The following is a 23,362-nucleotide window of genomic DNA, read 5'->3' on the forward strand; positions in this document are numbered from 1 at the left end:
CGCGCAGAACGTTTCCGCCGGGAGCATGGGCCTGGGGCGGGAATGTAAATCGGGGATGCGCGCGGTGTGTCGGAACGTATCAGGTCGGGGGTTCGGGAAGCGTGTCGTTGCCCTCTCCGAGCTTGCGCTGCATGAGGAAGACGTCGATCCACTGGCCGTGCTTCCAGCCTGCCCCCGAGAGCGTGCCGATCGGAAGGTAGCCCGCGCGGGCATGGAGGATCACCGAAGTCGGCTCGGACGAGGCGATCACCGCGAAGGCCTGGCGAAAGCCGCGTTTCTCGCATTCGTCGACAAGCGCCGCGATCAGGCTCGAGCCGATGCCGCGCCCCAGGCTGTCGGGGCGCACGAAGATGGTGGTTTCCACGCTGTAGCGGTAGCCCACGCGCGGGCCATAGCGCTGGGCATAACCGAAGCCGAGGACCTTGCCGTTCTCGTCGCGCGAAACCAGAAACGGATAGCCGTACTGCGTGAGATCGTCGATGCGCCGGCGGATGATGTCGCAACCGGGCGGCTCGGTCTCGAAAGTCGCGGTGCTTTGCAGCACGTAATGCGAATATATTTCGGTGATCGATTCCGCATCCTCGAAGGAGGCGTCCTCGACTGTCAGTTCGTCTTTTGTCATCGTGATGACAATGCCGCAAAGCAGCATGCTTGCCAAGTTGGCCCGTCCTACCTGTAATACTGAGCGTCTTGTTAATGACTGACCATGGCTGTGATCTGGCTATTCTGGGGGGCGGGCTTTCGGGGGCGCTGGTCGCCCTGGCGCTGGCGCGCACGCGTCCCGAACTGCGGATCGCGCTTGTCGAGCAGGGCGAGCGATTCGGGGGCGATCATGTCTGGTCCTACTTCGACAGCGATCTCGCGCCCGAGGGCTGGGACCTGCTTGCGCCGCTCGTCGCGGCGCGCTGGGACGGCTACGCGGTCCGATTCCCGGGCTACGAACGCACCCTCGAGACGCCCTACGCAAGCGTGACCAGCGAACGGCTCGACGCACACCTGCGTGAAGTTCTTCCGCCCGAGGCCCGTTTCCTGGGCGCGCGGGTCGTCGCGGCCGATGCCGGCCATGTCGCGCTCGCCGATGGCCGGCGCATCACCGCCGGGGCGGTTCTCGACGCGCGCGGGGGGCGGGGGCTGGCGCACATGTGCGGCGGCTGGCAGGTCTTCCTGGGTCAGATGCTGGAGCTCGAGGCACCCCATGGCCTGTCGCGGCCGGTGGTGATGGACGCCGATGTCGAGCAACTGGACGGCTACCGCTTCGTCTACCTTTTGCCCTTCTCGCCGACGCGGATCTTCGTCGAGGATACTTATTACGCCGATGCCCCCCGGATCGAGCGCGAGGTGCTGGCGGCGCGTATTGCGGCCTATGTGGCGGCGCGCGGCTGGCGGGTGCGCGGCTGCGCTTACGAGGAGGCGGGCGCGCTTCCGGTGATCGCCTCGGGCGATTTCGAGGCCTTCTGGAACGCGCCGGGCGAAGACGCCGCGAGCGCCATTGCGGCCCGCGCCGGGGTGCGCGCCGCCCTCGTTCACCCACTGACCTCGTATTCGCTGCCCGATGCTGTACGCTTCGCGCTCCATCTCGCCGGGCTCGACAATGTCTCCGGGGAGAGCCTAGGAAGGACCTGTCATGATTGGGCCGCACACCACTGGCGCGAAGGGCGCTTCTACCGCATGCTGACGACAATGCTGTTCGGCGCCGCCGCGCCCCACGAGCGATGGCGCATGCTCGCGCGTTTCTACCGCCTGCCCGCGCCCCTGATCGAGCGCTTCTACGCCGGCCGGTCGAGCCTTGCGGACATGGCGCGCGTCCTTGCCGGAAAGCCGCCGGTGCCAGTGGGCGCGGCGCTTGGCGCGCTTGTCGGGCGCGGACGGCCGCTCGCGGACCTCGCCCCGCCGGGCGCTGTGGGAGCGACGCGATGAAGCGGGCCTGTGTCATCGGTGCGGGGTTCGGCGGTCTGGCGCTGGCGATCCGCCTGCAGGCTTCCGGGATCGCGACCACGCTCGTCGAGGCGCGCGACAAGCCGGGCGGGCGGGCCTACTACTGGGAGCGGGAGGGGTTCACCTTCGACGCCGGCCCCACCGTCATCACCGATCCCGACTGCCTGCGCGAGCTGTGGATCACCGCCGGGCAGGACATGGCCGACGATGTCACGCTGATGCCGGTCATGCCCTTCTACCGGCTCAACTGGACCGACGGCGTCTCGTTCGACTATTCGAACGACGAGCCCGCGCTGCACCGCGAGATCGCGCGCATCGCCCCGCAGGACCTTGCCGGATACGACGAGTTCCAGCGCTACGCGGCGGGGGTGTGGCAGGAGGGCTACGTCAAGCTTGGCCACGAATCGTTCCTCGATTTCAGCAAGATGATCAAGGCCGCCCCGGCGCTGGCACGCTATCAGGCGTGGCGCTCGGTCTATTCGATGGTCTCCAGCTTCGTGAAGGACGAGCATCTGCGCCAGGCGCTCTCGTTCCACACCCTGCTGGTAGGCGGCAACCCGATGAGCACGAGCGCGATCTACGCGCTCATCCACAAGCTGGAGAAGGACGGCGGCGTGTGGTGGGCGAAGGGCGGCACCAACCGCCTTGTCGCGGGCATGGTCGCGCTGTTCGAGCGGATCGGGGGAACTATGCGCCTGGGCGACAAGGTCGTGCAGGTCCACACCGTGGGCGACATGGCGACCGAGGTGGAATGCGCCAGCGGCTGGCGCGAGCGCTTCGATGCGGTCGCCTCGAACGGCGACATCATGCACACCTACCGCGACCTGCTGTCGGACAACCGGCGCGGCGCGCAGATGGCGAAGAAACTGGCGACCAAGCGTTTCTCGCCCAGCCTTTTCGTGGTCCACTTCGGGCTCGAGGGGACCTGGCCGGGGATCCCGCACCACACGATCTTGTTCGGTCCGCGCTACAAGGGCCTGCTCGACGACATCTACGAGCATGGCGTGCTGCCGCGCGATTTCTCGATCTACCTGCACCATCCCACGGTCACCGACCCCTCGATGGCACCGCCGGGCAAGAGCACATTCTACGCGCTGATCCCGGTTGCCAACATGGGCAAGCTGCCGATCGACTGGGACGAGGTCGGCCCGATCCTCGAGGAGCGCGTGCTGGCCGAAGTCGGCCGCCGTCTCGTGCCCGACATAAAGGACCGGCTGGTGACCAGTTTCCATTACGCGCCCAACGACTTCGAGGCCGATCTTGCCGCCTACAAGGGCAGCGCCTTCAGCCTCGAGCCGATCCTCACGCAAAGCGCCTGGTTCCGCGGCCACAACCGGGATGACCAGCTGCGCAATTTCTACCTCGTGGGCGCGGGCACGCATCCGGGGGCAGGCATTCCCGGGGTCGTGGGCAGCGCCAAGGCGACCGCCAAGCTCATGCTGGGCGACATCGCATGAGGGCGCGCGAACTGGCCGCACTGCGCCAGGCCTGGGGCTGGACGGGGGTTGAATTCAGCGAGATCGTCGCCCATTCGCTGTTCGGCCACCTGCTCGTGCTCGATGCCTCGGGCACCTATCACTATCTCGATGCCGAGCTTCTCGAACTGGCCGAGCTGGGCGATGAAGCGGCGGCCCAGGCGCACATGGCCAGCCCCGAGACCCAGATCATTTGGCGCGCCGATGCCCATGTCGCGGCCGCCGACGCCCGGCTCGGCGCGACCTTGCTTGGCGAAGTCTACGGTTTTCGGCCCGAGGCGCTCATTGCGGGGGACTACGAGAGCGAGAACATGGTGCGTATCGATCTGGCGACCTACATCCGCTTCACCGGCGACATCGCCGGACAGATCAAGGACCTGCCCGAAGGCGCGCAGGTCCATTTCGAGGTGACTGACTGAAATGAAACGTCTTGCTGTCTATTGTGGCTCGGCCACGCCGCAGGATCCGCGCTACGTCGAACTCGCCCGCGAGGTCGGCGCAACGCTCGCGGGAATGGGCATCGGCGTGGTCTACGGGGGCGGCCGGCTGGGCCTGATGGGCGCGGTTGCCTCGGGAGCGCTCGAGGCGGGCGGCGAAGTGATCGGGGTCATCCCCGAGGCGCTCACCGGGGCCAACGGGCGCGGCGGCGAAGTGGCCAATCACGCCTGCACAGAGCTTCACATCGTCAAGGACATGCACGAGCGAAAGGCCGCCTTCACGCGGCTTTCGGACGGCTTCGTGGTGTTGCCGGGCGGGGTCGGCACGATGGACGAGCTGTGGGAGGCGGTGAGCTGGTCGCAGCTGGGCTATCACGACAAGCCGGTCGGCGTGCTCAACGCCTTCGGGTTCTACGACGGATTGCTCGCCTTCAACCGGCACATGGCGGAGGTCGGCTTCGTGCGGCCCGCGCACCAGGGCATCATCCTGGCCGAGACCGAACTCGATCTGCTGCTCGAACGCATGCGCGCGCACGAGCCGATCGTGCCGATCGTGAAGATGGATCCCGACACCTTGTGAGGCGAGCGGGGCTCCTTCGCATCGATCGGACTGCGGACACGGGGAGGGTGACTGCGTGAGCGGGGCCCCGCCTTACGATCGCGCCGCGCTCGTGTGGTTCGCGCGCCAGTCGATCCGCATGGGCTCGAAGAGCTTCTCGGCCGCGAGCCGGCTGTTCGACCGCACCACGCGCGAGCGCGTCTGGCTGCTCTACGCCTGGTGCCGTGCCTGCGACGACATTGCCGACGACCAGGACCACGGCCGTGGTCGCGGGAGCGGCGCGATCGGTCCACTCGACGCCGATTCGCGCCTGGCCACGATCCGCACCCTGACCGAACTGGCACTGGCGGGCGAGCAGACGGGATCGCAGGCCTTCGACGCACTCGGGCAGCTCGTGCGCGAGGTGCCGATCCAGCCCGCCATGATCGAGGACGTGATCGCGGGCTTCGCGCTCGACGCGCAGGAATGGCGGCCGCGATCGGAGGCCGACATGCTGCGCTACTGCTACCACGTGGCAGGGGCCGTCGGCGTGTTGATGGCCGTGGTCATGGGCGTGCCGGCCGAGGACGGCGATGCCTTGGCGGCCGATACGCTCGACCGGGCCTGCGACCTGGGCATCGCGTTCCAGCTTGCCAACATCGTGCGCGACGTGTGGGAGGACGATGCCAACGGGCGCTGCTACCTGCCCGTGGAATGGCTGGTGGAAGCCGACATTCCCCCCGGCGAACTGACCAAGCCACACTACCGCGCGCGGCTGGTGCGGGTGGTGGCGCAGGCCTGCGCGCTGGCGCGCGGTTACGAGGCCTCCTCGCGGGAGGGGGCGATGCGGCTGCCGTTTCGCCAGCGCTGGGCAATCCTGGCGGCGGCGAACATCTACGGCGGGATCGGGCGCGAAGTGGAGCGGCTGGGGCCCCATGCCTGGGACCACCGGGTCTCGACCTCGAAACTCGCCAAGGTGGGCATGCTGGCCGCCGCCGGACGCGAGGCGTGGCGCGGCACATGCTTGCCGGGCACCCGTCCGGGGCTCTCGCGCCGCGATCTGGTCGCGCTCGCGCGGGGCGCCTGAACCGGTCCAATCGCGGTCTTTGCGCCAGCGCAAGGTACTGGACAGCGAAAGGCGCATGTTCCAGTCTTCCCGGATAAGAAGATCGGGAGACCAGCCAGCGATGCCAGAATTCTCAGTCGCGCCCGCGTGGACCGCGTTGTTCATCGGCCTCTTCGCACTCTTCGCCGGCATCGGCGAATGGCGAAAGCCGGGCCACTGGCACAAGCTTATCGGTGAGATCGTTGCCTCGCCCGCGCTGCAGATGGTCACCGGCCTGGTCGAACTGTTCCTGGGCGCGGTGGTCTATCTCGCCAACCCCTGGGCCTCGCCCGACTGGCTTTCCAGCCTGATGAGCGTGGTCGGCGGCCTGATGTGCATCGAGGCCTTGATGGTGCTCGCCTTTTCCGACGTCTACATGGCCTTCTGGCTGCGCCGTTTCGGGCCGCTCTCGCGGCTGTGGTGCGGGGCTTCGATCGTGATCGGTGCGGGCCTGATCACGGTGGGCGCGCTCCACTTCTAGGCGTTCACCCGCATTTCGAGGAGCGAAGACGAATAAGGCGCGACGAGCGCCTGTGCCTTGCCCCATCCGCCACGAAGCCAGGTCTCGTGCGCTCTGGGATCCGGCGGCAGGATCACCGGCATCGTCTCGCGCCCCTCGGCGCGCAGAGCGGCATTTGCCTCGCAGGTCACGAGCGCGAAGGTCGGGATTTCACTGTCCTTCCACACCCCGGCGAAGGCGAAGAGCGGCTGGTCGGCGCATGCAAACCAGCACTGGCGCCGCTTGCCGTCGGTGGGTGAGGTCCTGCCCCATTCCATGAAGGCGCTGGCCGGGACCAGGCAGCGGAATTCGGGATTGCGCAAGTTTCCCACCCAGAAAGGGCTCTCGAGATTGCGTGCAGTGAGGATGCCGTGCTGGCGCCCGTCCTCGAAGCTGCGCGGTGGGGGGACGCCCCATAGCCGGGGCACCATCCGGCGCGGCTGGCGGGTCTGCGGCATCGGCCCGGCAACCGCTTCGCGCCCGGCGGTGATGACCGGCGCGAATTGTCCCGGGCCTACCGGACCGCCTGCCCAGGGATCGCCGCGCGTGTCGGTCTCGAAGGTGCGTCCGATCGCGGCGGCGGGCGCCTCTAGGCGGTAGAGCAGGGTCATGACCTCTGCGCGCATCGCGCCTTGATCGAGGGCGGTCAAGGGGGGCAAATGAAGGGGCGGCGAGCCGGCTTTGTCCGTTTGATTAGGTGATTGGGCGGCAGTGTGCTAGTAGACAGCTGCGACGTCTAATTTTGTGACGGACTTTGCCGATTGATAAGCGCCTTAATTCCGGAAAGTCCCCTGTGGATTTGACGGGAAACACGGCGTGCTTTGGACGACGACTTCCTTTCGAATGACGAACAGACGCACAACCCCGCGGGCACGTTGCATCGCGGGTATACCCTAAATACGAAAAGGAATTCTCCATGCCGATCGGAACCGTCAAGTTTTTCAATACCGACAAGGGTTATGGTTTCATCGCGCCGGAAAACGGCGGCGAGGACAGCTTCGTCCACATCAGCGCGGTCCAGGCTGCGGGCATGATGACCCTCGAGAAGGAGCAGCGTGTCTCCTACGAGGTCGAGACCGGCCGCAACGGCAAGAAGTCGGCGGTCAACCTCGCTTCGGCCTGATCGTCTCAGGCCCTGTCGGACCGGTGCTTCGCGCACCGGTCCGGTTTCGCTCCGCAGTCCATTTCACACGCGAGGAGCACTCGAGGCATGAGCGTAACCTACAAGTTTGCCACCGAGCAGGCGGACGCAGCAGCCAAGGCGGCCGACGAGGCCGCACTCGACAACGTCCGCGAGCGCGCGCTGCGCTCGGAAACCGCCTGGCGCCAGATGGCCGACCAGGCACTCAAGACCGAAGAAAGCCGCCGCAAGCGCGAAGAAGCCGCAGCTGCCGCGCGGCTCGAAGCCTGACCCGGGCCATCGCCCGGCCGCCCCGGCCCACCACGCCACGCACCAACTCTGCGCACGAGCAACGCGCTCTGGCCCGGCCCACTGGACGCCGGCCGCGACGATGGCTATGATCCGATCTTCCCCGGGGAGCCAGCAGGGCGCGAACGCGCCTTACGGCTGAGAGTTGTGGGTATGCTCCACAAGACCCGTCGAACCTGAACCTGTTAATACGGGCGGAGGGAGTGGACGGTGCCGCACGCCGGAAAACCGTTTGTCCTCGCGCCCCCTGACTAAAGAGAAGCGCGTATGGCCGACATCAACTCCAAGCTGGAAATCGGCGTGACCACCGGACCGATCCGGGGTTCGAAGAAGATTTACGTTCCGGCCCAGTCCAATCCGTCGATCAAGGTCGCCATGCGCGAGATCCATCTCGAGCCTTCGAGCGGCGAGCCGCCGGTGCGCGTCTATGACACCTCGGGCCCCTACACCGATCCCGACGCGGTGATCGACATTTCCGCCGGCCTTGCCCCGCTGCGCCGCGAATGGCAGCTCTCGCGCGGCGACGTCGAAGAGTACCAGCCGCGCGAGGTGAAGCCCGAGGACAACGGCCAGCTCGGCCCGGACCGTTCGGGCGGCGTTCCCGCCTTTCCGACCGCGCTGAGGAAGCCGCTGCGCGCCAAGGCGGGCGGCAACATCAGCCAGATGCACTACGCCCGCCGCGGCATCATCACCCCCGAGATGGAATACGTCGCCGAGCGCGAAAACCTGGGGCGTGCGCGCCTTGCCGAATACGTGCGTTCGGGCGAGAGCTTCGGCGCCGCGATCCCCGACTACGTGACGCCCGAATTCGTGCGCGACGAGGTTGCCCGTGGCCGTGCGATCATTCCCTCGAACATCAACCACCCCGAGTGCGAGCCGATGGCGATCGGGCGCAACTTCCTCGTCAAGATCAACGCCAACATCGGCAACTCGGCGGTGGCCTCGGACGTTGCTAGCGAAGTCGACAAGATGGTCTGGTCGATCCGCTGGGGTGCGGACACCGTGATGGACCTTTCGACGGGCCGAAACATCCACGATACGCGCGAGTGGATCTTGCGCAACTCGCCCGTGCCGATCGGCACCGTGCCGATCTACCAGGCGCTGGAAAAGGTCGGCGGCATTGCCGAGGACCTGACCTGGGACATCTTCCGCGACACGCTGATCGAACAGGCCGAGCAGGGCGTCGACTACTTCACGATCCACGCCGGTGTCCGCCTGCCCTACGTGCCGCTCGCGGCCAAGCGCATGACCGGCATCGTTTCGCGCGGCGGTTCGATCATGGCCAAGTGGTGCCTTGCGCACCACAAGGAATCGTTCCTCTACGAGCACTTCGACGAGATCACCGAGATCATGAAGGCCTACGATATCGCCTACTCGCTGGGGGATGGCCTGCGTCCGGGCTCGATCTACGACGCCAACGACGAGGCGCAGTTCGCCGAGCTCTACACGCTGGGCGAACTGACCAAGCGCGCCTGGGAGCAGGACGTGCAGGTCATGATCGAGGGCCCCGGCCACGTGCCGATGCACAAGATCAAGGAAAACATGGAAAAGCAGCTGGAAAGCTGCGGCGAAGCCCCGTTCTACACGCTTGGGCCGCTCACCACCGACATCGCGCCGGGCTATGACCACATCACCAGCGGCATCGGCGCCGCCCAGATCGGCTGGTACGGCACGGCGATGCTCTGCTACGTGACGCCCAAGGAGCATCTGGGCCTGCCCGACCGCGATGACGTCAAGGTCGGCGTGGTGACGTACAAGCTCGCCGCCCATGCGGCCGACCTTGCCAAGGGCCACCCGGCCGCGCAGGTGCGCGACGACGCGCTTTCGAAGGCGCGCTTCGAGTTCCGCTGGCGCGACCAGTTCAACCTCTCGCTCGATCCCGACACGGCCGAGCTCTACCACGACCAGACGCTGCCCGCCGAAGGCGCCAAGACCGCGCACTTCTGCTCGATGTGCGGCCCCAAGTTCTGCTCGATGAAGATCACGCAGGAAGTGCGCGACTTCGCCGCCAGGCAGAACCAGCCCTCGTCCGGCTTCATCGCCGCAGAGGAAGCCGAAAAGGGCATGGAAGAGATGAGCCGCGTGTTCAAGGACACCGGCTCGGAGCTCTACATGGGCCAGGGCGACCGCGAGCACGATTGAAAAGGCACTGCGGCGCGCGCCTGCGACGGCCCGCGCCGCAGCCAGAAATTGCACGAAAGCCAGGCCTTCGATCAGGAGAGGGCCTGGCTTTCGCATATCCGGGTCAGTACGTTTCGGGCCTCAATTTCGGAACGCCTTGGCTCTGAGCGTGACGGTCCCGGGATCGATGGCGGCCAGCGTCGGGTTCGTGAGCTTCACGGTCACGGTGCCGTTTGCCGTCACCTCGCTCTGCAGGGCCAGGCCGGCCAGCGGGGTGGAGATTGCCGCGGTGCACGGATCGCCGAGGATCGCGCCGGAAACGGCGATGGTCGTGACGACGCTTGCACCCGCAGCAAGGCTCCCTGGCGACCAGGACTTGGCCGCACTCAGGCCGAGCTGGCCCACGCTTTGCAGCACGTCCCGGTCACCCACGACGCGGGTGGATACAAGATTGTCGTCGGGGATGATGTAGCAACGCACCTTTATGAACTTGCCCGATCCGGTGAGATTTCGCCCGGCGGCGGCGGTGATCTGCACGGCAGGCGCATATCCGCGGTTTAGCCAGCCCATGTTACCCGCGTTCGCTCCCCACCACAGGCCCGCCCGATAGATATTCGAGCAGTCAACGGGGTAGGTGCGCTGCGTGGTGGGGACGAAGCTGATGGCATCGGATTTGGAGTTGGAGCGGCCGATGCGGAACGCGGCGAAATCAGCCGCTACGCAATTGCCGAAATAGACCCAGCATTCGGTCACCACGCCTGGTGTATCGAAAGTGACCGACATGTTGGCGAAGTCGTCCTGCAGATAGATAAGCCGTTCCGACCAGTAGCCTTTTGCGGCGCGATAGATCTCGCTGGTTCCCCCCAGTGTCAGGGTCAGTTCCATGCAGTCGCGCCCTGGTAGCGGGAGTGTCACGGGATCGGTATCGTAAGCGACGTCGATCGAGCCGAACGAAAGAATGCCGCTGCCTGTCCGGCTGACCGTCGATACGCCGCCCTTGCCATGGAAGCGCATGCGTTCGATGTATATTGCGCAGCCCTGACCCGAATTGATGATCGGCTCCCCGCGTGTGCCGGTGTTGAAATCCTCGGCATAGCCGATGGCGACGCTTGAACCCGCTTCGCACGAGATGAGCGAGTTCCCGAGATATTCGCCCCGCAGATGTGCGATGTAGCCGGAACTTTCCGCGCATCGCATCGCCTTGCCATTGTTCGACGAAGTCCCGGGGTTGTCGAAGCAATGGACCATACCGACGTGGAAATTCTCGGTATACTGGAACACCAGCCCGCCAGCCGTGCAGCGTCTTGCGAATAGGCTTTCCAGCCTGGGTGCAATTTCGCGATAGAACTTGATGCCGCGCACGCCCTCGGGCGCGGCCGAGCCGTCGAAGACAAGGTTGCCGAAATTGCGTCCGCGCGCGACCGTCACTTTGTAGAGAAACTTGTTGTAGAGGTCCGTACCCGGCATCGTCCAGGCCTTGGCCAGCGCCCGGTCGATGGTGACGGTGCCGCTTGTCAGGTTGCGCGCGAGCACGGATGCAAAACCCCAGTTTTCCGTCTCCGCCGGATCGCCCGCGACATCGCCCAGCCGCCAGAGCACGGTGTCGCCGACGGCGAAGGCGGCGGCGGCATCAGAGCCGAGGGTGAACGTGCTGCTGCCCAAGCCGATCGGGGCGATGACTTCGGCCTCGAAGTCGACCTCTCCGCCGGCATAGACGTGGGGGATGGAAGCCGTGGTCCGCAGGATAGCGCCTTCGCCCGTGAGGTGCATTCCCGGTGGAACACAGATACAGGCGCGTTGTCCGCTGGCCGGCAGGTCCTCGCTGCCGCCCATGTTCTGGGTCGTCATCTGGGTCAGCGTGTAGGTCTTGCCCAGGGGAAGGGCCAGGGCGTTGAGCGCACCGCTGCGCGCGGAGCGGATGGCGTTGAGAAAGCTGCCGGTGTCGGAGGTACCGTTGGCCAGGGCACCGAAATCTTCCGGGGTGAGTTTTTCGCGGAACTTCTCTGCGCCGGTGCGCAGGATTGATCCGGTGCCGCTCTGCCGGAAGCCGACAAGCGCCGAACCTTTGTCGGCGTCGCCCGAGGCAAGCGCCTCGGACGTGGCGGCATTGCGCCGGAACACCGCTGTCTGGTTGCTGTTGAGATAGATCGAGACGATGCCGTTCGCGACGACCGCGAAGTGCTGGCCCGAAACGGTCGCGGCCAGCCCTTCGGCCTGCGTGGCGTAGGAGGGGCCCGCGAAGGCTTCCGCGGTCCCCGATGACGCTGCCGCCTGGTAGGCCCAGGTCCGGGCGCTTTTCGCATTGCCATTGTCGGGCGGGGTCTCGCCTTCCGCCCAGGCGCGGGCCAGGGAGATACGGGCGGCACCTTCGGTGTCGATGAGCGTGAGGGCGGTGTCGCGTTGCTCGACCACGTCCTGCGCGGCCCCGTTTACGAGTGCGGTCGCGCGTTCGGTCAGGCGGCGGGCCTCGAACGTGTTTTCGCCACTGTAGACGATGGTGCGCTCGTCCCGGTCGGCGAATATCGCAAGCGGCCCTTCCTGCGATGTGATCAGCGTTGTCATTGCGAGACGGCTCCCTTCTTGATGGTGAACTTGCCGAAGCAAAGGGTGCGCTTGGGTTCGCCGGGCGGGGTCACGTAAAGCGTGTGGTGCAGCGTGATCTTGTCGTCGCGGGGGGCGGTGTCGAGCACGGCTTCGAGAGTCACCTGGTCGATCTGGGGCCGGATCACCGTACCGCCTACCGCTTCACCGGACGTCGGATGCGCGTAGCCCGCCAGGTAGCTGGCGCTGATTCCCTGGCTGCCTTCGGGGGCATTGCTCAAGGTGAAGGCGTTGGGACCGCCAGCGCTGGTCGCGAAGGCCCAGGTGAAGACGGCACCGGACCAGTCGTTGTCCAGGCGGATAAGATCAGCGAGGCCGTTCATGCCGCCCCAGGGCGCGTGGCGAAAGGCCGCGAGATTGAGCTCGAATGCCATAGTTTGGGTACCTCGATGGGAGAGGGTGGTCGAGAGGTGCGGATTTCTGGCGGTCACGATAGGGCGGCAAGGCCCGCCCTGTGGCAGCCCTCCGGGCAATGACGGCGTTGTCGTTTCGATCCGCAGGAGGACGCCGAACGCCGTGCGGGCGCGGGTCGACCGCGCGGGCACGTCAGGCCATTGGAATGGAATGTGCGGGCGTTCGCCGCAGGATGAATATGGGGAAGAGCTCGGCGAAAGGAATGCGATCAGCCGAGGGCCATCACTATGCGTGAGCCGATTGCAAATGTCAAGAACAAATAATGAACATACAAGGGGCGGGCCGACCTCCACCTGCGCTCCGGCAGGCGAAGGCGGTCCGTCCGGCAGCTCGGGCGTCAGCCCTCGAAGGTCGTTTCGAGCGTGATTTCACACGAAAGCAGCTTGGAAATAGGGCAATTGGCCTTGGCACCGGCCGCGATCTCCTCGAACTGGGCCTGATCGAGACCGGGCACCTTGGCCTTGAGGGCAAGTGCGCTCCTGGTGACGGCAAAACCCTCGCCATCCTTCGACAGCGTCACGTCGCAGGTCGTCTCGAGGGTTCCCTCGGTGAATCCCGCCTTGGCGAGCGCGAAGCTGGTGGCCATCGTGAAGCACGAGGCGTGCGCCGCCGCGATCTGTTCTTCGGGGTTGGTGCCGGGGGCGTCCTCGAAGCGGGTGGCAAAGCCGTAAGGCGCATCGAGCGCACCCGACTTGGTGGAAACGTGCCCCTTGCCGTCCTTACCGAAACCTTCGTAGCGGGCGGTGGCCGTGTTGATGCTCATCGGGTGTTCCTTTGTCTTCGTGGGATTGGGACGGGAAGGAAGCGCGCAAGTGCACGCACTGGTTCCCGGCATGCTCCGCCACGATGGACCGGATTTGCGACCGGTTGATGTTGCAATGCAGCATTGTTTCGGGAGATAACGGGGCCCCATCCGGAGTCGTGCCGCCATGTCCCCAGTCCATCGTTCCAAGTCCGCCGCCCCCAAGGGCACTTCAGGGTCGTCCGGCCTGGCCGGAGCGGACTGGTTCAACATGGCCGGCGAAGCCTGGTGGATGTGGGCCGAGGCGGCGAGCGTGATCGCGATGCGCTCGATGCTCATCGCCTTCGAGCGCCCCGGGCATGGCCGCGAGGCGCAGCGAATGGTCTCCGAAAAGCTGGCGGCCGCTTTCAGTCTCTCGCAGCGCCTGGCGACGATGCCCCCGCCCAGTCCCGAGCAGGCCATGCGCACGATGCTTGCGGTCTATTCGCCCCGCGTCACCGCCAACCGGCGGCGCCTGACCCGGCGTTTGCGGCGCACCTGAGCGCGCCGCGCACGGCTCTCAGCGCTTCTTCACGAATTCGGCGCGCAGGACCAGGCCCTTGATCCCCGGGTACTTGCAGTCGATTTCCTGGGCATCGCCCGTAAGCCGGATCGAGGAGATCAGCGTGCCGCGCTTCAGCGTCTGGCCCGCGCCCTTGACTTCGAGGTCCTTGATCAGCGTCACCGCATCGCCGTCGGCAAGAAGGTTGCCCACAGCGTCGCGCACCTCGACGGTGTCCTGCGCGGCGCGCTTGGCGGCGAGTTCGCTCGCCGGCATCCATTCGCCGCTCTCTTCGTCGTAAACGTAGTCTTCGTCAGAGCTCATCATCGTGCCTCCATATCATCGCGAGCGCCATGGCAGAGCGTGCCGCGAAAAGGGAGCGAAATCGCGCGACTAGCGGTGCACGACCGGTGTCTGCTGCGGGGAGGGGGTCAGAACGCGACGCGCAGCGAGAGGCCACCCGCAGTGGTGTCGCCGGCAACCACGCCGAAGCTGCGCGTGGCGTAGAGATCGAGATTGAGGCGAGGAAGCACTTCCATGCTACCCGTCGCGCCCATTTCGAACCAACCGTCGGGTCGATGGACGCTGCGCAGACTGACCGGGGTGTCGCCATCCAGTTCATCGACGCGCACTTGCGAAAGTCCGTTGCTGCTCCAGTGGCGCGAGGCAAGCAGGCCCACATAGTGGTTGTTCGAGGCGCCGAAGGCATGGTCGAGGCGGATCGTCGCGCTCGCGGTCACGGTCGGCTCGCTGGTTTCGAGATCGGTCAGGCCGCTATCCTGCGGAGCAGTGCGCAGCAACTTGCCGTGCGCGTAGGAGGTGGCCACCGTCGGGGTCAGGTACCAGTCGCTGGCGAGCGGCACGACGCGGCCGAAGTCCCCACCGATCGCGAAATAAGGGCTAGAGGTCGACCCGGTGCTCTCGCGGCTGCCGCTCTCGGTGGTGATCCGGCCATAGTCCTGCCGGCCGTAGCTGACCCAGCCGTCCGTCACCCAGTTGTCGAAGTTCCCACCGGCCGAGATCGTGGCGATGTAGTAGTTCGAGGGAAGCGCGGTGTTCGCCTGGATCAAGGTGCCGTTGTAGCGCATCGCGCTGGCGCGCACGTAACCGCGCCCGATCCGGCGGCTGAGCGCGAGCGATTGCCAGGTTCCGTCGGGCCCGTCGTCACGGGTGCTGACGCCGCCCGAGACGGCGAGGCTCCAGAGCGGGACCTTCGTGCTCGCGCCGGCATCGGCGTTGGTGTCGTCCGGCGCCGCCGTGTCGGCCGTGGTCGCCAGTTCCTTGCTGGCCTGCTCCGAGGGCGTTTCGACCGGCGCCTGCGCGGCATCCTGCGCGCGCGCGCCAGAGGGCAGGGCGAGCGCGGCGAGACATCCCGGGGCGGCCGCCGCGAGGCCGCACGAGATCCAGCGGGGGCGGCTCATCAGGCGGCCTTGTTCGGCTTCGTGACGAAGGCGGCGGGCACCTTGACGCGGGCGATGAACCCGTCGCTGGTATGTTCGAAAGTGACGTCGCCGCCGTGCGCGCGCGCGATCGAGCGGCACACCGCGAGGCCCAGGCCCGATCCCTTCTTGCCCGACTTGCGCGCGGAATCGCTGCGGTAGAAGGGCTCGAACACGCGGTCGAACTCTTCTTCGGGAATGCCGGGGCCCTTGTCGACGATCTCGGCGATCGCCTCGCCATCGCGCAGGGAAACGCGCACATGCGGGCTTTCCCCGTACTTGACCGCGTTCTCGAGCAAGTTGCCGAGCAGGCGGCGGATCCCGACCGGGTCCACGTCGACCGGAATATGCGCGTTGCGATCGATGACGACGTCGGCGCCGACGAGACGCGCATCGGCCACGCTGCCCTCGACGAGTTCGGCGAAGTCGACACGCTGGCGCGCGCCGGGGGTCGAGGCATCACGAATGAAGGTGATGACCTGGCTGATCATTGCCTCCATCTCGGTCACTTCCTTGAGCAGTCCGTCGCGCTGCTCGTCGGGCACGTCCTCGATGCGGAAGCGCAGGCGGGTGAGCGGGGTGCGCAAGTCGTGGCTGATCGCGCCGACCATCGCGGTGCGATCGTCGACGAAGGCGCGCAGGCGGTTGCGCATCTGGTTGAACGCATTGGCCGCGCGCCCGATCTCGGCAGGGCCCGAGAGCGGCAGGATCGTCGCCGAAGGATCGCGCCCGAGTTGTTCGGCGGCGCGGGCGAAATCGCGCAAGGGCACGACGATGCGCCGCGCAAAGAGCCAGGCCAGCGGGCTGATGATCGCCAGCGAAAGCGCGAACCACAGCATCACGCGCTGCTGCCAGGCGTTGGGGAAGGGTTCCTCGCGCGGGGCCACGGCCAGCCACTGGCCGTCCGGCTGGCGCGCGGCGGCGACGAAATCGCCCTCGATGAAGGGCGGTGAGGCCATGTCGAACAGGCTGTTGCGTTCGCGGCGAAAGGGGATCGGCTGCGCGTTGCCGTGTGCGCTTGCGGTCATCGCCTCGCCGGTCTCGACCTCGGGCTCGATCGTCGCCCGAGTTGGCGACTGGGGCACGGACAGGGGTGTCGCCAGCGTATCGGGGTGAAGCGTGGTCGGTGTGGGCAGGGCCGAGGCAACGGCGCGCGGGCGCGCCGGGCTCGATGCCCGCGCACCCGCGGATTCGGGCGCGACCAGCACCGGGGGCTGGATACGCATGTCGTTGGTCCGGGGCAGGCCGAGCGGGCCGTTGATGCCCTGTCCCACGATTGCGCCCTGCGGGCCGGCTTCGAGCATCCCGCCGAGCGGCGCGCCGCCGCCGGTCCAGGCGCCGCCGCCCGCTTGCGACTGCCCGCCCGCGTTGCCCAATTGCGATCCGGGAAGCGCGCTGTAGCCGTCTGCGGTGGAGGGTGTCGACGGGGTGGAGCCCCCGGCGCCGGTGTTCGGCGGCGTGCCTGCGCCCGTTCCGGGTGTCGAAGTGAGCGGTCCGCCCGGCCGTCCGCCGCCGGGAAGCGCGTTGCCGGGGCGCTGTCCGGGCATGCGCGTGCCGCCGGGCATGTTGCCCGACATTCCTCCGGGCATGCCGCCCGGACCTCGCGGACCTCCCGGCGGCATGCCGCCGGGGAAGCCGCCGCCGGGCATCCCGCCGGGGCCTGCGCTGCCACCCGGCGGAGGCCCGCCCGGGATCGACTGGGCCTGCGCGGTCTCGACCAGCAGCGAGGTGACGCTGGGGAAGTGGCGCTCCTTCATAACCGCCAGCGGCGAATGCGTGTTGGTGGGGACGGCAACCCCGCCCACCGGAAGCTGGGTGTAAAAGGCCAGCACGACGTCGTTGCGATCGAGCGAGAGCTGCTGGGCCAGCGCCTCGCGCGAGGATTCGGAAACGAGCCAGCCCTGCGCGCTGATGTCCGGGGGACCGGCCATCGACTTGCGCTCGAGCGAGGAGGGCACTTCGCCGCGTCCCAGCGCGCGCACGACTTCGGCCATGTCCCAGCGCGCGGTCGGGCGCGGGGGCAGCAGCATCGTCAGCATCAGTGTCACCAACTGGGCTGCGACGAGCGCGCACACGAGGATGACGATCATCTGCAGGGCCAGCGGCAGGCCGATCCGCTTCGAGGAAACAGGCAACTTCATGCTCGTTTCCTTGGCATGAACGCGGTGCAATTTCGAGACGAACATTTGTCGCAGGCTTCCAGATCTCTCGCGCGGCCGCTGCCATCGTCATGGCCGCGAAATGACAAGTCCGGTCTCAGGCCCGGGTTTTGCGGAGCAGGGACAGGAGAGAGGGACACGTCCCTCCTGTTCCTGCTCCGCGCCCCCACCCGTCCCAAGGGAAGGCGGGAGCGGTCACATCGGGCCGGGCGAACGGAGGGGATCCTCGATCGGTCCGCCGGGAAACGCGTCTGGACGCTGCGCAAGGCGGCAACGTCGGCCAATATACCGGTTTCGGGCTGACGGTGGCGGCGCAAATGCCGTTCTTCCGCCTGCCGGAGAAGCAGATCCGGGACCGTCGAAGGGCAGGGCGGGTGCGACATCGAAACCTGGCCACTCGACGATCCCGGTACCGTTCCCCACCTTGGCGGCAGTGAGGGCGGCAATAGGTTTGGAACGACCTTGTCGAACGGCGCGCACCGACCTGAAGGGCCGGGGCCGATCGATCGGAAACCGCCTCGAGCAGGTGGCGGCGAAAGCATGTTCGCGGGCCGTGCTCGACGCCGTTTCCGGCCTTCCTTGCCGCCTTGATCCCCGAAGCAGGTTGCCCGCGAATTTCAGCGGATTGCATCGCCTTTGCAACTTGTCGCAAGCTGTAACGGCCGACTGAAATGCAATCGCGACAACGGCTGTGCAAAAGGACAAAATGTATCTAGAACCTGTGACGATGGACTTGCAGACACGTATTCTGATCGTCGATGACGACGAGGGCATTCGTACGCTTATCGGCGACTATCTGGCCAAGCACGGCTACGAAACCGCCACCGCGGCCGATCCGATCGCGATGCGCGAGATGCTTGCGAATGCGCGTTTCGACCTGATCGTGCTCGACGTGATGATGCCGCGCGAAGATGGTCTGACCGCGCTTCGCCAGCTCGGAGGTGGTGCGCCGCCCGTGATCATGCTCTCGGCAGTGGGAAGCGACGTCGACCGAATCGTCGGGCTCGAGATGGGTGCCGACGACTACCTGGCCAAGCCCTGCAACCCGCGCGAGCTACTCGCCCGCATCCGCACGGTGCTGCGCCGCCGGGCAGGCGATGAAGGGCAGGCCGGCGAAACGCCGCTTGCCACGCGCGAGCGGGGCGGCGACGAGGGTTCGGGCAATTGCCTCTTCTTCGCCGGCTGGCGCATGGACCTGGGTCTGCGCCTGCTCAGCGATCCTTCGGGGCAGTTGATCTCGCTCTCCGACGGCGAATTCCGCCTCCTGCGTGCCTTTGCGGAGCATCCGCGTCGCGTGCTGACGCGCGATCAGCTGCTCGATTGGTCGCGGGGCGAGGACAGCGAACACTACGACCGCGCGATCGACGTCCAGTTGTCGCGCTTGCGGCGTAAACTTTCCGAAGGTGAAGGGGGCGGCGACATTATTCGCACGGTCCGCAACGAAGGTTATCTCTTCGTTCCTTCTGTGACGGAAGCTGTCGGCGAATAATTCGCTCTGTTGCATTTGCGGCTGCTCTGTTGCGTTTCGTGAATAGCTTGAAATTCGACTGAAATTCGACGGCAATGCCGCCTCTGCACTTGTGCGCCTTGATCACCCGTTCCCTGGCTGGGACGGGCCGAGCGAGGAGCGACAGCAATGGATGGCCACGGCGACGGGCACGAAAGCCAACAAGGTAGCCCACATGGCAAGGGCCTGGGGGAAGACCTCCAGCGCATGGCAAGCGAGATCATGGCGCGTCGGCGGGCGCTGGCGCTCCTGACCGGTGTCGGCTCGACGGCCGTACTCGCGGCCTGCGGGGGCGATGACGGGGCGTCCGCCTCCTCCGCGAGCTCCACATCGAGCGCGACGACTTCGACTTCGACTTCGACGTCATCCAGCTCGACGTCTTCGACGTCGTCGAGCTCGTCCGGGTCCGACGATTCGTCCTCGACCTGCATCGCCGACCCGAGCGAGACCAACGGCCCCTATCCCGCCGACGGCACGAACAACGCGAGCGGATCGACCTCGAACGTCCTGACCGTAAGCGGCGTGGTACGCTCGGACATCCGCTCCAGCTTCATCGGCTCGACGACCACCGCCAGCGGTGTCGCGCTCGAGATCGAACTGGAACTGGTCGACGTCAACACCGGCTGCGCGCCGATCGAAGGCGCCGCGATCTACATCTGGCACTGCGATGCCGACGGCAAGTATTCGCTCTATTCGAGCGGGATCACGACCGAGAGCTACTTGCGCGGTGTCCAGGTGACCGATGCGGAGGGCAAGGTCACCTTCACCACCATCTATCCCGCCTGCTATTCGGGCCGCTGGCCGCACATCCACTTCGAGATTTTCCTCGATGGGCTGACCTCGGCCAGCACCGGGCGGACCGCCGACCTGATCTCGCAGCTGGCGATGCCCGCGGCGATCAACACCGCCGTCTTCACCGGCGATACGCGCTACACCGCCAGCATCGCCAACTACAACGCGGTCAGCCTCTCGTCGGACAACGTCTTCGGCGACAACACCTCGGCGCAGAACGCCCAGATGACCCCGACCGTGAGCGGAAGTCTTTCCTCCGGATATTCCGCAACCGCCGTGATCGGGATCGCAGTCTGATCCGCAGTCCCACGTCCAGCAGGCCGCCGGACCGGTTGTGGCAGGCCTGAACATTCCAGCAAAATCAGATCGAGATACCTTTCCATGTCCAGACTTCATGATTCGGCGAGCCTCGGGGCTCTGATTCTCGCGCTCGGAACGGCGCAGGCGCACGCAGCCACGACCGTCAAGACCGACACGACGAGTGCGCTCAGCACGTCGAGCGCGGGCGACATCACGATGACGGATGACGGCTCGATCACGGTGAAGTCCGGCAGCGCGATTACCGTGGACAGCGACAATGCCCTCGACATCGATGGCGACATCGACATGAGCAATGCCAGCAAGGCCGACGGCGCGACCGGTATCACGGTCAATGCGGGGACGACCTCGGACATCTATCTGGACGAGGATGCGGACATCAGCATCGAGGAAGACTTCACCGCCGACGACGAAGACGAGGATGGCATCGTCGAGAACGGCATCGCCTCGGCCAGCAACCGCTACGGAATCTACGTCAATGGCGATGCGGCGGGATCGATCACCAACGAAGGCTCGATCTACGTCGAAGGTCAAGATTCGGGCGGTATCGTGCTGGCCGGCGACTACACCGGCGACATCACCAACACCGGCTCGATCGAAGTCGTCGGCGACAACGCCGTGGGCATCTCGACCCAGGGCATCGATGGCGACCTGACCGTCGAGGGGTCGGTCTACGTGGTGGGTGAAAACGCCACAGCGCTCGCCGTCAACGGCGACGTGACGGGTACGATCACGCTGCAGGGCACGATCTCGCAACTCTATTACTACACCAATGACGACGGCGACACGATATCGCTTTCGCGCGAGGCGCTGCGCCAGGGCGCGGCCGCGGTTTCGATCACCGGCAATGTCGATGGCGGCATCTATGTGGCAGCCGCGCCGGACGACGACGACAACGACGATGCCGACAACGACGGTGTGGACGACGACGAGGAAGGCACCGCCTCGATCATTTCCTACGGCAACGGCCCGGCCATCCAGGTCGGCGGGACCGACGACATCACGATCGGTGCGGCCGATGCCTACATGGGCACCTATTCGATCGCCATCGAAGGCACCGTCGAGGGCAATTCCTATTATTCGAACACCGATGCCTACGGTTTCGTGATCGGCGGGCAGGGCGGCAACGTCACGCTGACCGACGGCATCGGCGTGAGCGGCACGCTCGAGGCGGTGACGTACGATTCGGCGGCGACTGCGCTGCTGATCAATGAAGGCAGCTCGGTCACCTCGCTTTACAACAGCGGCACGATCCTGGCGACGATTTCGTCGACTGGCGAGGGCAGCGCCACCGCGATCCAGGATCTTTCGGGAACGCTGACCTCGATCACCAACACCGGCTTCATCACCGCCAGCGGCTCGAGCACCGACAGCACCGTCGCGCTCGACCTTTCGGCCAACACCACCGGCGTGACGATCACCCAGTACCTCAACGACGACGACGCCGAGACCAGCGCGGAATACCTCGAGGACAACGACGACGTCGATGTCGACCCGACCGTCTACACCAAGATCACCGGCGACATCCTGCTGGGCAGCGGCAACGACACCATCGACGCCTCCTCGGGCGAAATCGAGGGCGATACCTATTTCAGCGACGGCGACGATACGCTGACGCTCTCGGGCGACCTCAACTATATCGGTGACGTATACTGGGGGGCGGGCTCGGCGACGGCGACGATGTCGGACACCTCGACCTTCGATGGCACGATGGACTTCAACGATGAGGCCGGCACGCTCACGATCAACGACAGTGCGGTCTACACCGGTGATTTCGCGAACGCCGACAACGCGACCGTGACGGTGAACGGCGGTGAACTGATCGCGAGCGCGTACAAGGGCGGCACCGTCTCGATCGGGAACCTCTATGTCGGGTCGAGCGGCACCATCGGCGTGGCCATCGACGACGACTATGTGTCCACCCTCTATGCCACCAACGCCACCCTCGAGGACGGGGCGAGCGTGACCGCGACGATCACCGATCTTTCGACGGCCGAAGGCACTTACACCGTCCTCACTTCGGACAACCTCGACGTCGAGGGCACGCTCAATGTCGCCGACGACCTGCCCTTCATCTACAACGGCACCGTCTCGACCGACGATTCGAGCGTCTATCTCGATGTCTCGCGCAAATCGACTTCGGAGCTGGGCCTGACCTCCTCCTCCGCTTCGGCCTGGGACGCGATCTACGCCGCGGCCGAAAACGACGACTACGTCGGCGAGAGCCTGCTCGAGGTCGACGACAGCGCGACGCTCAACGAGCAGACCTCGACGATGTTGCCCGACCATGCCGGCGGCATCTTCGAATCGGTCACCACCGGCACGCGTCTCGTCTCGCAGCACATTACCGACGACACCTCGACCTTCTCGATCTCGGACGTGGGCGGCTGGTTCGAGCCGATCTATTGGCGCTCGAGCAAGGACGCGACCGGTACGGCGTCCTACAAGATCAACGGCTGGGGTCTTTCGCTGGGCGTCGAGCGCAAGACCTCGCTCGGCTACTTCGGCCTTTCCTATTCCTATCTGCACAGCACGGTGAAGGACAACGGCGGTTCGCAGGACCTGGGCGTCGGCCAGCATGACTTCGGCGTGTTCTGGCGCAAGAAGGCCGGTGGCCTGCTGACTTATGCGCGCCTTGGCGCCTCGAAGATCTCGGTCGATTCGACCCGGACATACACCGGCACGATCGATGACGATGACTTCACCTACGACGCTACCGCCGACTGGGGCGGCTGGCTGTTCTCGGGGATGGTCGGCGCCTCGTATCGTTACCAGGTCTCGCGCCGCTTCTCGCTCAAGCCGCGCGTCGACCTAGAGCAGTTCTGGCTGAAGGAAGACGGCTATGAGGAGGACGCCGACAGCGACGCCATCGCGCTCACTGTCGCCAGCCGCACCAGCAAGTCCACCACGGTGACCCCGATGCTGGCCGCGGCCTATTCGCTCGGCGAAATCTCGCCCGACTGGCGCCCGCTGACCTTCCAGCTCGAGGCCGGGCGACGCGAGGTTCTGTCGGGCTCGCTTGGCAAGACGACCGCCTATTTCAACGGTGGCGACACGTACGATGCGGGTGAGGCGTTCACCATTGATCCCGACAGCATCAAGGGCGCCTGGATCAGTGAGATCAGCATGCTGGCTGGTGGCTACGACTTCACCTGGAAGATCACCGCGCGCGTCGAGCAGACCAACGACAGCACCGACCTTTCGGCGCGCGCCGGGCTCAGCGTCGCGTTCTGATCCTGTCGGGCCGTTCCGGCCCGCTCCGATCCGGTTCCGGCAAGGCCCCCATCCCCGCTGCGGCGGGGATGGGGGC

21 protein-coding genes and 1 riboswitch are annotated in these 23,362 nt (G+C 66.2%); of the genes, 13 read left to right on the forward strand and 8 right to left on the reverse strand.

Annotation, left to right across the window (positions count from 1 at the left end):
• Nucleotides 1-79: 79 nt before the first annotated feature.
• A complete protein-coding gene (locus tag HT136_RS08330; RefSeq protein WP_246543475.1) occupies nucleotides 80-649 on the reverse strand; it encodes a GNAT family N-acetyltransferase in 570 nt (189 codons plus the stop codon).
• 47 nt (nucleotides 650-696) lie between these two features.
• Here HT136_RS08330 and crtY point away from each other — a divergent pair, with 47 nt between their 5' ends.
• The 6 genes from crtY to HT136_RS08360 all read left to right on the forward strand — a co-directional run bounded on the left by crtY (nucleotide 697) and on the right by HT136_RS08360 (nucleotide 5,971).
• On the forward strand, nucleotides 697-1,917 hold the full coding sequence (crtY, locus tag HT136_RS08335; protein WP_214199181.1) for a lycopene beta-cyclase CrtY: 1,221 nt from the start codon (nucleotides 697-699) through the stop codon (nucleotides 1,915-1,917).
• Nucleotides 1,914-3,392, forward strand: a complete 1,479-nt coding sequence (locus tag HT136_RS08340) for a phytoene desaturase (protein ID WP_214199182.1) — start codon at nucleotides 1,914-1,916, stop codon at nucleotides 3,390-3,392. Before crtY ends, HT136_RS08340 begins: the two co-directional genes overlap by 4 nt.
• Nucleotides 3,389-3,829: a hypothetical protein gene (locus tag HT136_RS08345; RefSeq protein ID WP_214199184.1), complete on the forward strand. Its 441-nt coding sequence runs from the start codon at nucleotides 3,389-3,391 to the stop codon at nucleotides 3,827-3,829. Before HT136_RS08340 ends, HT136_RS08345 begins: the two co-directional genes overlap by 4 nt.
• 1 nt (nucleotide 3,830) lies before the next feature.
• On the forward strand, nucleotides 3,831-4,427 hold the full coding sequence (locus HT136_RS08350) for an LOG family protein (protein WP_214199186.1): 597 nt from the start codon (nucleotides 3,831-3,833) through the stop codon (nucleotides 4,425-4,427).
• A gap of 118 nt (nucleotides 4,428-4,545) precedes the next feature.
• Nucleotides 4,546-5,472 (forward strand): phytoene/squalene synthase family protein, encoded by a 927-nt coding sequence (locus tag HT136_RS08355; RefSeq protein WP_214199264.1) that lies wholly within the window; start codon nucleotides 4,546-4,548, stop codon nucleotides 5,470-5,472.
• Between the two features lie 100 nt (nucleotides 5,473-5,572).
• Entirely contained in the window at nucleotides 5,573-5,971 is a 399-nt protein-coding gene (locus HT136_RS08360; RefSeq protein WP_214199188.1) for a hypothetical protein, read from the forward strand.
• Here the strand turns inward: HT136_RS08360 and HT136_RS08365 are convergent.
• On the reverse strand, nucleotides 5,968-6,615 hold the full coding sequence (locus HT136_RS08365) for an SOS response-associated peptidase family protein (RefSeq protein WP_246543449.1): 648 nt from the start codon (nucleotides 6,613-6,615) through the stop codon (nucleotides 5,968-5,970). The two genes, HT136_RS08360 and HT136_RS08365, sit on opposite strands and share 4 nt — an antisense overlap.
• Nucleotides 6,616-6,905: 290 nt before the next feature.
• Here HT136_RS08365 and HT136_RS08370 point away from each other — a divergent pair, with 290 nt between their 5' ends.
• From HT136_RS08370 to thiC, 3 genes are all read left to right on the forward strand, one after another.
• Entirely contained in the window at nucleotides 6,906-7,112 is a 207-nt protein-coding gene (locus HT136_RS08370; RefSeq protein ID WP_214199190.1) for a cold-shock protein, read from the forward strand.
• 87 nt (nucleotides 7,113-7,199) lie between these two features.
• A complete protein-coding gene (locus HT136_RS08375) occupies nucleotides 7,200-7,400 on the forward strand; it encodes a hypothetical protein (RefSeq protein ID WP_214199192.1) in 201 nt (66 codons plus the stop codon).
• Between the two features lie 112 nt (nucleotides 7,401-7,512).
• A riboswitch (TPP riboswitch) is annotated at nucleotides 7,513-7,638 on the forward strand.
• Between the two features lie 47 nt (nucleotides 7,639-7,685).
• On the forward strand, nucleotides 7,686-9,560 hold the full coding sequence (thiC, locus tag HT136_RS08380) for a phosphomethylpyrimidine synthase ThiC (protein ID WP_214199193.1): 1,875 nt from the start codon (nucleotides 7,686-7,688) through the stop codon (nucleotides 9,558-9,560).
• A 120-nt stretch (nucleotides 9,561-9,680) separates the two neighbouring features.
• On the opposite strand, the gene HT136_RS08385 is transcribed toward thiC, so the two are convergent.
• The 3 genes from HT136_RS08385 to HT136_RS08395 all read right to left on the reverse strand — a co-directional run bounded on the left by HT136_RS08385 (nucleotide 9,681) and on the right by HT136_RS08395 (nucleotide 13,317).
• Nucleotides 9,681-12,101 (reverse strand): hypothetical protein, encoded by a 2,421-nt coding sequence (locus tag HT136_RS08385; protein WP_214199195.1) that lies wholly within the window; start codon nucleotides 12,099-12,101, stop codon nucleotides 9,681-9,683.
• Nucleotides 12,098-12,514 carry a hypothetical protein gene (locus HT136_RS08390; protein ID WP_214199197.1) on the reverse strand — a complete coding sequence of 139 codons (417 nt, stop codon included), beginning with the start codon at nucleotides 12,512-12,514 and terminating at the stop codon, nucleotides 12,098-12,100. Before HT136_RS08390 ends, HT136_RS08385 begins: the two co-directional genes overlap by 4 nt.
• A gap of 377 nt (nucleotides 12,515-12,891) precedes the next feature.
• Complete coding sequence (locus tag HT136_RS08395) at nucleotides 12,892-13,317, reverse strand: OsmC family protein (RefSeq protein ID WP_214199199.1); 426 nt, start codon at nucleotides 13,315-13,317, stop codon at nucleotides 12,892-12,894.
• Nucleotides 13,318-13,483: 166 nt separating this feature from the next.
• Here HT136_RS08395 and HT136_RS08400 point away from each other — a divergent pair, with 166 nt between their 5' ends.
• On the forward strand, nucleotides 13,484-13,837 hold the full coding sequence (locus HT136_RS08400; RefSeq protein WP_214199201.1) for a hypothetical protein: 354 nt from the start codon (nucleotides 13,484-13,486) through the stop codon (nucleotides 13,835-13,837).
• Nucleotides 13,838-13,855: 18 nt separating this feature from the next.
• On the opposite strand, the gene HT136_RS08405 is transcribed toward HT136_RS08400, so the two are convergent.
• The 3 genes from HT136_RS08405 to HT136_RS26495 all read right to left on the reverse strand — a co-directional run bounded on the left by HT136_RS08405 (nucleotide 13,856) and on the right by HT136_RS26495 (nucleotide 17,417).
• Nucleotides 13,856-14,164 carry an alkylphosphonate utilization protein gene (locus tag HT136_RS08405; RefSeq protein WP_425516885.1) on the reverse strand — a complete coding sequence of 103 codons (309 nt, stop codon included), beginning with the start codon at nucleotides 14,162-14,164 and terminating at the stop codon, nucleotides 13,856-13,858.
• Between the two features lie 104 nt (nucleotides 14,165-14,268).
• Complete coding sequence (locus HT136_RS08410; protein WP_214199203.1) at nucleotides 14,269-15,258, reverse strand: autotransporter outer membrane beta-barrel domain-containing protein; 990 nt, start codon at nucleotides 15,256-15,258, stop codon at nucleotides 14,269-14,271.
• Nucleotides 15,258-17,417, reverse strand: coding sequence for an ATP-binding protein (locus HT136_RS26495; RefSeq protein ID WP_214199205.1), 2,160 nt, complete (start codon nucleotides 17,415-17,417; stop codon nucleotides 15,258-15,260). Before HT136_RS26495 ends, HT136_RS08410 begins: the two co-directional genes overlap by 1 nt.
• A gap of 724 nt (nucleotides 17,418-18,141) precedes the next feature.
• Here HT136_RS26495 and HT136_RS08420 point away from each other — a divergent pair.
• From HT136_RS08420 to HT136_RS08430, 3 genes are all read left to right on the forward strand, one after another.
• Nucleotides 18,142-18,924, forward strand: a complete 783-nt coding sequence (locus HT136_RS08420; protein WP_246543451.1) for a response regulator — start codon at nucleotides 18,142-18,144, stop codon at nucleotides 18,922-18,924.
• A 147-nt stretch (nucleotides 18,925-19,071) separates the two neighbouring features.
• Nucleotides 19,072-20,031, forward strand: coding sequence for an intradiol ring-cleavage dioxygenase (locus HT136_RS08425; RefSeq protein ID WP_214199207.1), 960 nt, complete (start codon nucleotides 19,072-19,074; stop codon nucleotides 20,029-20,031).
• 84 nt (nucleotides 20,032-20,115) lie between these two features.
• The gene (locus tag HT136_RS08430) at nucleotides 20,116-23,286 is read left to right on the forward strand and encodes an autotransporter outer membrane beta-barrel domain-containing protein (RefSeq protein ID WP_214199209.1); all 3,171 of its coding nucleotides are present in this window, start codon (nucleotides 20,116-20,118) and stop codon (nucleotides 23,284-23,286) included.
• Nucleotides 23,287-23,362: the final 76 nt, after the last annotated feature.

Origin of the sequence: Novosphingobium profundi, from assembly GCF_018491765.1 — a bacterium.
Lineage (GTDB): Bacteria > Pseudomonadota > Alphaproteobacteria > Sphingomonadales > Sphingomonadaceae > Novosphingobium > Novosphingobium profundi.